The 11,924-nt window shown below is 44.1% G+C and carries 12 protein-coding genes; 4 read left to right on the top strand and 8 right to left on the bottom strand.

Annotated features, from left to right (window positions below):
- Positions 1–71 precede the first annotated feature (71 nt).
- Positions 72–650 (top strand): N-acetyltransferase, encoded by a 579-nt coding sequence (locus tag E0Z06_RS03425; protein ID WP_132581909.1) that lies wholly within the window; start codon positions 72–74, stop codon positions 648–650.
- Between the two features lie 5 nt (positions 651–655).
- On the opposite strand, the gene E0Z06_RS03420 is transcribed toward E0Z06_RS03425, so the two are convergent.
- Positions 656–3,049, bottom strand: coding sequence for an ATP-binding protein (locus E0Z06_RS03420; protein WP_132581907.1), 2,394 nt, complete (start codon positions 3,047–3,049; stop codon positions 656–658).
- A 146-nt stretch (positions 3,050–3,195) separates the two neighbouring features.
- On the opposite strand from E0Z06_RS03420, the gene E0Z06_RS03415 reads away from it, so the two are divergent.
- From E0Z06_RS03415 to E0Z06_RS03405, 3 genes are all read left to right on the top strand, one after another.
- The gene (locus E0Z06_RS03415) at positions 3,196–3,471 is read left to right on the top strand and encodes a hypothetical protein (protein ID WP_132581905.1); all 276 of its coding nucleotides are present in this window, start codon (positions 3,196–3,198) and stop codon (positions 3,469–3,471) included.
- Positions 3,472–3,567: 96 nt separating this feature from the next.
- On the top strand, positions 3,568–4,233 hold the full coding sequence (locus tag E0Z06_RS03410) for a sigma-70 family RNA polymerase sigma factor (RefSeq protein WP_132581903.1): 666 nt from the start codon (positions 3,568–3,570) through the stop codon (positions 4,231–4,233).
- A complete protein-coding gene (locus E0Z06_RS03405; protein WP_165907368.1) occupies positions 4,226–4,951 on the top strand; it encodes a DUF3379 family protein in 726 nt (241 codons plus the stop codon). The genes E0Z06_RS03410 and E0Z06_RS03405 overlap by 8 nt, the downstream gene beginning before the upstream one ends.
- A 19-nt stretch (positions 4,952–4,970) precedes the next feature.
- On the opposite strand, the gene E0Z06_RS03400 is transcribed toward E0Z06_RS03405, so the two are convergent.
- The 7 genes from E0Z06_RS03400 to E0Z06_RS03370 form a co-directional block, all read right to left on the bottom strand.
- Complete coding sequence (locus E0Z06_RS03400) at positions 4,971–5,378, bottom strand: DCC1-like thiol-disulfide oxidoreductase family protein (RefSeq protein ID WP_243695550.1); 408 nt, start codon at positions 5,376–5,378, stop codon at positions 4,971–4,973.
- Between the two features lie 80 nt (positions 5,379–5,458).
- The gene (locus E0Z06_RS03395; protein WP_132581899.1) at positions 5,459–5,809 is read right to left on the bottom strand and encodes an antibiotic biosynthesis monooxygenase; all 351 of its coding nucleotides are present in this window, start codon (positions 5,807–5,809) and stop codon (positions 5,459–5,461) included.
- A gap of 64 nt (positions 5,810–5,873) precedes the next feature.
- Complete coding sequence (nhaD, locus tag E0Z06_RS03390; RefSeq protein WP_243695595.1) at positions 5,874–7,319, bottom strand: sodium:proton antiporter NhaD; 1,446 nt, start codon at positions 7,317–7,319, stop codon at positions 5,874–5,876.
- A gap of 79 nt (positions 7,320–7,398) precedes the next feature.
- Complete coding sequence (nhaD, locus tag E0Z06_RS03385; RefSeq protein WP_132581895.1) at positions 7,399–8,853, bottom strand: sodium:proton antiporter NhaD; 1,455 nt, start codon at positions 8,851–8,853, stop codon at positions 7,399–7,401.
- 60 nt (positions 8,854–8,913) lie between these two features.
- A complete protein-coding gene (locus tag E0Z06_RS03380; protein ID WP_132581893.1) occupies positions 8,914–9,768 on the bottom strand; it encodes a universal stress protein in 855 nt (284 codons plus the stop codon).
- 35 nt (positions 9,769–9,803) lie between these two features.
- The gene (locus E0Z06_RS03375; protein ID WP_132586667.1) at positions 9,804–11,288 is read right to left on the bottom strand and encodes a SulP family inorganic anion transporter; all 1,485 of its coding nucleotides are present in this window, start codon (positions 11,286–11,288) and stop codon (positions 9,804–9,806) included.
- A 99-nt stretch (positions 11,289–11,387) separates the two neighbouring features.
- Complete coding sequence (locus tag E0Z06_RS03370; protein ID WP_132581891.1) at positions 11,388–11,870, bottom strand: hypothetical protein; 483 nt, start codon at positions 11,868–11,870, stop codon at positions 11,388–11,390.
- Between the last annotated feature and the right edge of the window lie 54 nt (positions 11,871–11,924).

Raw genomic sequence — 11,924 nt, 5'->3', positions numbered from 1 at the left:
GGCATGTTTCACTTGAGAACCCCGCTCAGTGCGGTAGACTAAACACACGCTTTGCTTTGTTGGCATTTGTTATGACCTTGCTGCACAACATCAACCGCGCTTTGCAGCGCCGCCGCAACAGCACTTGGCACGCCATGGGTTATGATACCAGTGTGCGCCTAACCACAGCCGCAGATGCGGATGCGGTAGCTCTGCTTACACAGACGGTGTTTCATAATAATACTAACGTTAACGTAATTAACTCACTGCGCCAGGCCTGCAGCAACTGTATATCTCTAGTAGCAGAGCAGCACGGAAAAATTGTTGGCCATATTTTATTTGCCCCAGCAACACTAGAGCAATCCGGCAATACCCAGCTAATGGCACTAGCCACTATGGCAGTGAGTAATGTGTTACAGCATCATGGAATTGGTTCGGCTCTGGTACGCGCCGGTTTAGAACTCTGCCGCCAGCAAAGCATTACCGCAGTTGTGGTACTAGGCCCAGCGAGCTACTACTCGCGTTTTGGTTTTGTGCCTGCCGTTAATTTTAATATTCACAGCCCAGTGCAGGCGTTAGGCAACACTTTTATGCTGTTACCGCTAGCAGAGGCCGCATTACAGGGTAAAGGCGGCAAGGTATTATATCTTGACGCCTTTACTGCTTTATAACGCCATTACTCTTCTTCTGCTTCACCATTAACAATGTCTGCTATCTCAGCTAAACGCTTTAATGCACGGCCATTAACAGATTTTTTGGGATACTGACCACGGCTATTTTTTTCGCCAGCTTCAACACCCATTAACAAGGTTAGCGCTTCATCTACGTTTTTTACCACATACAAATGAAACTTCTGCTGCGCTACCGCATTAATTACTTCGTCGTTTAATACTAAATTAAGCTGGTTACTCGCGGGAATAATAACGCCTTGTTCACCGGTTAAACCTCGGCTTTGGCATAGACGAAAATAACCTTCTATTTTTTCATTTACACCGCCGATAGATTGCACTTGGCCATGTTGGTTAATTGAGCCTGTAACGGCCAAACTTTGCTTAATTGGCAAATCTGTTATTGCAGACAACAACGCGCACACTTCAGCCAACGCGGCGCTATCACCGTCAATATGACCATAGCTTTGTTCCAGCGCAATATTTGCCGATAACGTAAGCGGAAATTCCCGCGCATATTTGGCGCCTAAATAACCCGTTAATAATAATACGCCTTTAGAGTGAATCGCCTTACCTAGCTCGACTTCACGCTCTATATCTATCACGCCGCTAGAGCCAGCAAACACAGTGGCACTAATTCGCGCCGGTGTGCCAAATGCAGTATCGCCAATTTCAAGTACCGTCAAACCATTAACCTTACCCACAGCTAAACCGTCGGTGTCAATTAATATTTGGCCTTCTTGAATATCCTCTAAAAAGCTCTCACTAATACGGCCGGTACGATACTGTTTACCTTTTAATGCTTGCAGAATATGGGCTTCAGTTAAACTGCTGCACTGTTGCTGCACTGCGTAATAGCAAGCCTCACGCACTAGCTCTAATACATCGGCAAATCGGGCTGACAATTTACGCTGATGCTCTGCTTGGCGAAAACTAAAGTTGAGCAATTGCGTTAAACCACCGGCGCTAAGCTCTTCAATATCCAGTGCCCGCATTTGCTCACGAATTTGCATGGTCATGTAGCTAACAGTTTGCTCGGTATAAGGCAAATAATGCTCAAAGTCTGCCAATACGCGAAATAGCTCATTAAACTCATCATCGACGTCTTGGATCAAGTAGTACAGATCGCGCGACCCTAGCAATACCACCTTAACGTTTAACGGTATGGCTTTGGGCGTAATAATAGTTGAGTTAGTTACCGCATGATCCGACAGAGTATCAATCAATAACTCACCAGATTTTAGCGCTAACTTTAACGCATCCCACAGCGCGGGTTGTGGCAGTAAACGGTCTGCATCAAGAATTAAGTAACCACCATTAGCACGGTGCAACGCACCTGGACGGATCATTCGATAGTTAGTATATTGGTTGCCACTGGCCGAATTATATTCAACACGACCAAATAAATTGCCATAACTGGGGTTGGGTTCAAAAATAATTGGCGCGCCAGACATGGTTTCAAAATGTACCAGCACGTTGGGTACAAATTCTTCAATAAAAATCTCACGATTGTCTGACTCTTCCAGTTTTTCGCTTTCAGAATCATCTGGCATCAGCTCTAGTACGGCTTTTACCAGATGACTACGCATTTCACGAATATAACGTTGCACACCAAGAGTAGAAACATAATCATGCTCTAACTGTTTTAGTAGCGGTTTAATTGCTTGTTCTATCGTATCTTTTCTTAAAGTACGTAGGTTTTCTGACAGCTCGCGCTTCCATTGCGGCAACTCAATAAGTTGCTCGTTTAATATGGTTTCAAGCTCGCTGACTAAGCTATAGAAATACTGGCGCTGTTCTTCAGTTATCTTGGAAAACTCTTGGTCATCCAGCGGTTTACCGTCAATTATTGGCGAAAAGCTTACTGCGCCATTTTCTTCATACAGCACAACATTCTTTTCTAGTGCCTTTTTCTCTACCAGCTCAATGGCCTGTTCATATTTGTCATCAAACGAGCGAGCAATCGCCTTTTTCTTACGCTGATAACCAGGGTTATCAAAAGCGGCAGGAAAGGTATCTAGCAACTCATCAATTAATGCTTCCATTTTTTTAACGAGAACTTTGCCCTCACCGGGGAGTAAGCGCAGCGTATTAGGTACGCGCTCGTCATCAAAATTATTTAGATAACACCATTCCTCTGGCGTTGCCTTTTCGCTAGCCGCTTGCTGCAACACGTCCTGCACCAGCGTAAAACGGCCAAGTGCTGCCTCACCCATTACATACAGGTTATAACCCGGCATATCCATGCCAATGGCAAAAGCCAGCGCCGACTTAGCGCGGTCTTGACCGATAAAAGCAGGGGTTAACTGCTTTATATCTAGTGCCTGTTGAATCAGTTTGCTATCCAGTTGCGGCCCGAGTTGCGGTACCGTCAATGCCAATGGGTGTGGGTGTTGGGTCATGTATTACCTTAGCTAAACCAGCATTTATGGCGGCTATACTAGCAAAAAGTCGTGCTGCTGTGCTGGTCATTTTTTAGTTTAATTAAAGAATCTGCTTATCTGGTCGATACGCTGCTTAACAGAGCAAAGAGAATACGGAGCCAGCCATGAATGAGACTTACCGTTTAGAGAAAATTCGCAACCTAGGTGTGCGTTTACAAGAACTAGAATTGGTATCTATCGCACCGGGTAAATCTTATGCGAGCACAGCGTTAAACTTCTTATTTGCTGATCATGAACTAGAGCGCCCTTGTGGTTTACCATTAGAGCATTCGTTAAAAACATTAGGCCAAGCCATTATGGCTAAACGTAAAGTTCGTTTCAGTAGCCTAGATGCTGATGCCGTTATCGACTTTTTCTGTCGTTTATATCGTGTTCATTAATTTATCATCAAGAAGGATAAATTAATGAACCGCTGAAATATTTCTTTTCATCCTCCGTTCTTATAGCTCAATTAAACGCGTATATAAGTTTAAATCATGGGCAATGTTCATTTTTTGCCAGCACGGCAAAATAACGTTAGGCTAGCAGCTAACTCAGCGGCAAATGACGCTTCATCTATGAGTGAGCAACCTATTAAATCAAGCCAAAGCAAAATACCCACTGCGACTAATAGCGCAGCCGTATTTCAATTAACGGATAATAAGCAGCGGCGCTATGAGCTATTGGTGCAACATTACCATGCAGACATTTTTCGTTATGGCTTTTGGCTAACGAAAGATCGCGAAGTTGCGCAAGATCTTACACAAGAAACCTTCTTACGCGCATGGAAAAACCTCGATAGCCTATTAGACGTCAATGCGGCAAAAGCCTGGTTAATTACTATATTACGCCGTGAAAATGCGCGCCGCTTTGAGCGCAAACAATTTGCTTATGATGATGCCACTGAGCAAGACAGTTTAGCTGACACCGAACAGCTAAGTGCAGAGCAAAATTACGACAACTTAATATTACGCCGTCATATTGCTGCGTTAGCAGAGGAATATAGAGAACCCTTAGTACTGCAAGCGCTTGGCGGTTTTAGCAGTGACGAAATTGCTCAGTTATTGCAGCTAAATGTTAATACCGTTAACACCCGCCTGTTTCGCGCCCGTAACATGCTGCGTGATAACCTTAATGCACAACGGGAGCCTAGTCATGGATAATTTAACCTTACAACAAATATTATTAGTGAACCCGTTTAGTACTGAGCCCAAGGTACTAGCAGCAATAGCTCAAGATCCCGATTTAGCGCAGTTTGCATTTGAATTACAACAGCAACATTTGGCTTTAGATGATGCATTACAGGTGCCAATTCCGCCTATGCTTAGCGAACGTTTACTGCAAATACCGACAGCAAATAACGCACAACTGGCAAAGGCGTCAACTAAAATTCAACGCAGCTGGTTTGTACCACTAACCATGGCAGCCAGTATCGCGCTATTTGCTACGCTTGGCATTCAGCGTTATAACAACAGTACAATAAGCAATATTGGCGAGCATGCGCTGGCGCATGTACACAAAGAAGAAGCGAAATTATTACAACAGGCGAGTACACAATCACTAGCTGACGTAAATTTAAAACTTGCTAGCTTTGATGCGCACTTAGACAATTGGCAAGATGACATTATATACGCGCGTTACTGCACCTTCGAAGGTATACGTTCACTGCATCTCGCCGTAAAAACCGCGACGGGTTACGCCACCATTTTTGTCGTCCCTCAACAGGCAGAACTTGATTTTGTTGCCCAATTTTCAGATCAACAGTATTTAGGGTTGGCCATGGCAATGCCTAAAGCAAATATCGTGATAGTAAGTAGTAATATTGATGATTTACAGCAATTACCGAAAAAACTGAACGAAAAGCTTATTTTTTCTGCTTAAGTTTAATAATTTTTCTACATCAGCGATGGCTATCATCGCTGCCAAGATTATTAATCTTGCTCTTACCAAGTAGTTTTAACAGCAGATTTCGGCATCCGCGCAACATTGGGTAAAGGTACTTTGCCCTAGTTGGCGATTTAAATAGCCAATAATTTAAACGATTAAACCAACCAGATTGACTGCTAATAAGCGCAAGCATATGCATCGCATCGGCTCCGCTGTACCAGCTATCGCCGATTTTAAGCACCATAGCCTGATCAATATTAAAGCCTTTCGCGGTCACTTGCGCCAAAACATCGCTATTCTCGCGCGCATTAATCAGCGTTAGCTCACCCACACTCTGCCGAATACGCACGACTTGACTAAACGCATTGCACACTGGGCAGTCTTTATCATAAATAAGTAATATTTCGACGGGTGTTGGCACATTTAGCTCCAGTTATATTGTTTATTACACCAAGGCTTTTACGTTGTAATAACCTCGGTGTTCAACATTAACCAGTATAGCTAAGCTAACTTAGGTGCATCAAAATTTACCGGCTCGTCGCTGTATATACAAACATTCCAGTCTGCCGCTAAGCCCGCTTCTGCAGTGCAGTAGGTAGCAAAAAACTCGGTAATTTCTTTACGCTGACAGTGAGCTTCAAAGCTAGCGATATCGGCCCAAATTTCGTTAAACGCGATAGGGAAACTTTTACCCTCAGCAAACGGGCTACTGATTTGCCGTGTTACAACATACTGCAAACAACCGTCTTCGCGCGTAGTATTTGGTTCTAAGCCTTGTAATACGTTAAATAGCTCATCAGCCTTACCTTCTTTAGGTAAAAACTGCGCAATACAATAAACTTTTTTCGACATACCTTGTCCTCATTTTGCCCTAATGCACTACAATTAGCAGTACTTTAGGGCTGACACTTATTGCTTAAGGGCGACCAAATATTTCAAATAAGTCGGCGTTTAAATATAAATGTGTTGCCACACTAGCGGCGTAGCCAAGTAATATTACCGGCGCCCACTTTAAATGGCCAACAAAGGTATAATATCCACGGGCTTGGCCCATTAACGCCACGCCTGCAGCAGAGCCAATAGACAGTAAGCTACCACCAACACCTGCCGTTAAAGTAATAAGTAACCATTGGCCGTGTGACATATCAGGCTGCATGGTTAACACTGCAAACATAACAGGAATGTTATCAACCACTGACGACATTAAACCTAAAATAACGTTGGCTGTTGTTGGGTTACCACCACCGTATAAGCTAACCGACAACATTTCTAAATAACCTATGTAACCTAAACCGCCAACACACATTACTACGCCATAGAAAAACAGTAAGGTATCCCACTCGGCGCGCGCAATACGGTTAAACACATCAAAAGGTACAACTTGACCTAATGAACGAATACGCTCCATATCACCGTTACGTTCAGCCATGGCCTTTTTACGCGCCAGTGAACCTGGCAAGGTTTTACGTAAGAAGAAGCCAAAGAACTGTAGCAAGCCTAAACCTGTCATCATGCCTAGTACCGGCGGTAAATCTAACCAAGAATGGTAAAGCACAGCAATGGCAATAGTAATTAGGAATAAAGTCAAAATACGCAGCGCGCCGCGCTTTAACTCTACTTCTTCTTGTAATGCAGCAGGATAACGCCTTTCAACGAAGAAACTCATAATAATTGCCGGCACGATATAGTTAACTACTGCCGGTATAAACAACGTAAAGAATTCGTTAAAAGTAACGATACCCGCTTGCCACACCATTAGGGTGGTTATGTCACCAAAAGGAATAAAGGCACCACCGGCATTGGCGGCAATGACAATATTGACACAGGTAAGGTTAATAAAGCGTTTATCGCCTTCTGCTACTTTCATTACCACAGCACACATCAGCATGGCGGTGGTCATGTTGTTAGCAAAAGAGGAAATAACAAAGGCGAGCACACCGCTTATCCAGAATAATGTACGGTAGCTAAAACCGCGACGGATCATCCAAGCACGTAATGCATCAAATAAACGGCGCTCTTCCAGCGCATTGATATAGGTCATAGCGACTAACAAAAATAGCATCAGCTCAGAAAACTCAAGCAAGGCATGGCGAAACGCGTCCGATGTCACACCTGGGATGCCTTCCTGCATATATTTCCAGGCAATAAGTGCCCAGATAATACCTGCGGCTACCAGTACAGGTTTTGATTTGCGCAAATGAATTTTTTCTTCAGCCATTACCAGCAGGTATGCAAGGCCAAATAACACCAGCGAAATAATGCCGATGGGAGCTAAAGTCAGATTTAATTCGCCGGTAGTGGCAAAAACAGCAGGAGAGAATAACGCGCATATCAACAGGTACAGCACAGACTGCTTCACAATTTTGTCCTCAGTTCTGGAAGAATGGCGCCCAGTGGATACCGGGCGGCGCATTATAAAGCAATTTGCATAAAAAAATTACTCAACCCGCACTAAAAACTGAAAAACTGGTACTATTTATCCAAAAGTGCACCAAAATACTGGCGACATAGCCTAAAAAGATTACTGGGGCCCATTTTAGATGGCCAATAAAGGTGTACGCGCCGCGGGCTGACCCCATAAGTGCGACACCAGCGGCAGAACCAATAGAAAGTAAGCTACCGCCCACCCCCGCCGTTAAGGTAATCAATAACCAATGACCGTGCGACATTTCGGGCTGCATAGTAAGTACGGCAAACATCACGGGAATATTGTCGACTACTGCAGATATTAAGCCCAGCACCACGTTGGCTGATGTTGCATCCCACTGCGTGTATAACACATCAGATAACATGGCTAAGTAGCCAATAAAGCCCAGCCCACCAACACACATTACTACGCCATAGAAAAACAATAAGGTATCCCATTCTGCGCGAGCTACCCGACTAAACACATCAAAGGGCACCACCTGACCTAACGAGCGAATGCGCTCTTCGTCACCAGCGCGCTCAGCCAGTGCCTTCTTGCGCGCCAATGAACCGGGTAAAGATACCCGTAAAAAATAACCAAAAAACTGTAAATAGCCCAAACCAGTCATCATCCCTAGCACTGGCGGCAAGTGCAATACGGCATGACAAGTTACCGCGGTGGCAATAGTTAATAGAAACAGAACTAAGATTCTCAGCGCACCACGTTTAAGCTCAACATCTTCTAATACCGCACTAGGTTTTCGATTTTCAACAAACCAACTCATTACCAGTGCCGGCACTAAAAAGTTAACTAATGACGGGATAAATAGCGCAAAAAACTCAGCAAAGTGTAAGAAGCCAGCCTGCCAAACCATTAATGAGGTAATATCACCAAACGGGCTAAACGCACCACCGGCATTGGCGGCGACAACAATATTGATACAACACAAGTTAATAAATTTCTTATCGCCCTCGGCTACCTTCATTACTACCGCGCACATGAGTAATGCTGTCGTTAAGTTATCGGCGACCGGTGAAATAAAGAAGGCCAAACAGCCTGTTAACCAAAACAACTGACGGTAAGTGAAGCCTTTGCGCACCATCCAGCTGCGTAACGCATCGAATAATCGGCGCTCTTCCAAGGCGTTGATGTAGGTCATAGCGACCAACAAAAACAGCATTAACTCAGAAAACTCTAGCAAGGTATGACGAAATGCGGCTTCTGATTGCGCGGGCATGCCCGCTTGCACATATTGCCAACCGATAAGTACCCAAATAATGCCGGCCGCTACTAATACCGGCTTCGATTTACGCAGATGAATTTTTTCTTCTACCATGACCAATGCATAAGCTAAAACAAAGATCGCAATAGCAGCATAACCGGTAAAGCTATGAGCTAAATCGACGCCTCCTGTTGCAGCAAATACCGGTGGCACAAAAAAACATATCAGTAACGCTAGCCAAAATAGGCTTTTTTGCTGCTTTATCATGGTAACGATGTCCAAGTTGAGTTGCGGGAACAAAAAACGATTTTTAACCGTTTTTTTGGTTTAGCGTAAAATTAATAGAGCGCATTTAACATTGCAGATCATTGCTGTTGTCGTACTACCTAAAATAAATTGGCGAATACGCGAATGGCCATAAGCCCCCATTACCATTAAATCTATTAGGTGGTCTTGCTGATATTGTTGCAATACTGTTTGTGGCTCACCTTCAACTATCGCGGTTTTCAGATCAAAACCCGCCGTTTTTAATAGTTCTGCGGCACTACTTAACTGCATTCTTGTCGCATCATCTTCAGCGCCAGCAATAACTAAATGTATTGGTAAACCATGCACTAACGGACTTGCTGCTAGCATCTCAAGACTTTTTAATGCCGTTGCGCTGCCGTCATATGCGAACATAATACGTTTTGGCTCAGCGTAAGCTTGTTGTGTTAACAAAATCGGTTTTTGTACGTTTCTGATCAGCCGCTCAACATGCTGGCCCATCTGGCCATGCGCATCGGTGCTACTTACTCCGCGCTTACCGATAACAATTAAACGCGTTTGTTCCTCTAGCTCAGTGAGTGTTTCTAATAGAGAGCCATGGCGCAAATGCTCTGCTACTGCACTAACACCAGCATGCTCAACTCGCAACTTGGCAGTATCAAGCAACTGTCGGCCTTGCTCTAACGCCAGCTTGCCGTGCTTTTCATCAAGCTCAGCCAACTGCTGTAATAAGAGTTCTTGTGAGCCCAAACCAATGCTGCCACTTAAGTCTGGGGTTTGGGTATGTTGAGCTTTATCTAATGCATGCACCAACAATACCGCAACATCAAGTTTTGCTGCCGCCCATATCGCGTAGTCTGATACCACGTCGGCGTAGGGTGATGCATCAATACAGGCCAGCACTTTTCTCTTCATTATTCTTATCCTTGGCTAGGTACGCGTATTAGTAGTTAGTGTTCACTTAGCTTATCTATTGCTGTTGGCTGATTATGCAGCGCAAATTTATCAACCAAGGTCGCACTGGCATCATTCAAACCAATTAGCGTTACTGTTGTGCCTTCGCGACGAAACTTTAGCACTACCTTATCTAACGAGCTGATGGCGGTTAAATCCCAAAAGTGCGCACGGCTAACGTCAATCTGTACCTGCTCTATCGCTTCTTTAAAATCAAAGCCCGCAACAAACTGTTCCGCTGAAGTAAAAAATACTTGCCCTATTACCTGATACTGGCGCTGTTGGCCGTGCTCTGTCAACGTAGAGCTAATATATAAAATCTTACCCACTTTATTAGCAAAAAATAACGCACTAAATAGCACACCAACCAACACACCATAAGCTAAGTTATGTGTAAACACTGTCACTAGAACGGTCGCAATCATCACCACGCTTGAGCTTTTTGGGTTACTCGCTAACCCCTTAATAGAACTCCAGTTAAACGTACCAATTGAGACCATAACCATAATGGCTACCAGCGCAGCCATGGGAATAAGCCCAACCCACTGGTCTAAAAACACAATAAAAATTAGCAAAAACACGCCAGCTAATAACGTAGATAACCGAGTTCGGCCGCCCGATTTAACGTTAATCACCGATTGGCCAATCATCGCACACCCCGCCATACCGCCCATTAAACCTGAACCAATATTAGCAATACCTTGGCCTACACATTCACGATTTTTGTTACTGTTCGTATCCGTTAAGTCATCCACAATAGTCGCTGTCATTAATGACTCTAAAATGCCAACCACAGCAAGGGCTAAAGCATACGGAAAAATAATGCTAAGGGTATCCAACGTAAGTGGTACTTCAGGCCAGAGAAATATGGGTAAGCTATCGGGCAACTCGCCCATGTCGGCTACCGTACGAATATCCATACCAAAATACAGTGCCAGCGCAGTAAGCACTAAAATACAAATTAATGGTGACGGAATCGCCTGAGTGATATACGGAAATAAATAGATAATAGCCAAACCTAGTGCGGTCATACCGTAAACTAAGGTAGTGCCGTGCTGGCCGCTAAGCTCAGGTAACTGCGCCAAAAAAATAAGAATAGCTAGCGCGTTAACAAAACCTGTAACCACTGAACGCGAAACAAAACGCATTAAATCGCCCAGTTTAAATACGCCAAACACAATTTGAATAACCCCAGTTAACAACGTAGCGGCCAGTAAGTACTGTAAGCCATGCTCACGCACCAAGGTCACCATGACTAATGCCATTGCACCAGTAGCAGCTGAAATCATTGCTGGGCGACCGCCAGCAAAAGCCGTAATTACCGCAATACAAAATGAGGCATATAAGCCCACTTTAGGGTCAACACCGGCAATTATTGAAAATGCGATAGCTTCAGGAATAAGTGCTAGGGCAACGACTAAAGCAGAAAGCACGTCACCGCGCAGGTTTGAAAACCAGTGTTGTTTTAAATAAATAAGCATGGGTATCATTTTAACTATCGCAATGGGCTGGTACTCTAACAAAAAACCGTACCCCTGCCCATTACAGTTCTCGCAATCGGTTACTAAGCTAATGTCGCACTACACTGGCAAGCCTTCGCGGAAAAACTGCACAGCACCACATTGGCTGCAGGCAAGCAATTCGCTTGGGTGAGTGTAATCAGCACAATTTAAACATTGACTGCAACGATAACGGCCCATGCCAACAATTTCACCTTGGTAGTACACGCCTTGATGTTTAAAGTCCTGTGCTAACTCTTGCCATTCTAGTTGGCTTTTATCAGTAATAGCGCTTAGCTCTTGCCATAAGGCTTCCGGCCATAAAGAAGGTATTGTAGTGCTATCTTGTTCTTCTTGTTGCTTATTATAGCCTTGCCATTGCCGCCTTAAGGTTTCGACAAATAACTGCGTTTCATACGCGCTGAGTTCTTTTCCGGCATGTAAATAAGCCTTTAACTGCTCAGCAAAATCAACCATATTATCAAGCTGTCGGCGCTCTGCCTGTTGCATAATCTGCGTAAACTCATGCAACCACGCGTTATACTTCTTTATAAAATCTGTCATAGCCCCTCCAATGATTTAAAACCAGTATAGACAATGCGCTGCTTGTTGTTGTCA

The sequence above is a fragment of the Rheinheimera sp. D18 genome, assembly GCF_004345025.1.
In the GTDB taxonomy this organism is placed as follows: Bacteria; Pseudomonadota; Gammaproteobacteria; order Enterobacterales; family Alteromonadaceae; genus Alishewanella; species Alishewanella metallidurans.
The sequence above is the reverse complement of the archived record's forward strand: the minus strand, read 5'-3'. Positions and strand labels throughout refer to the sequence as shown.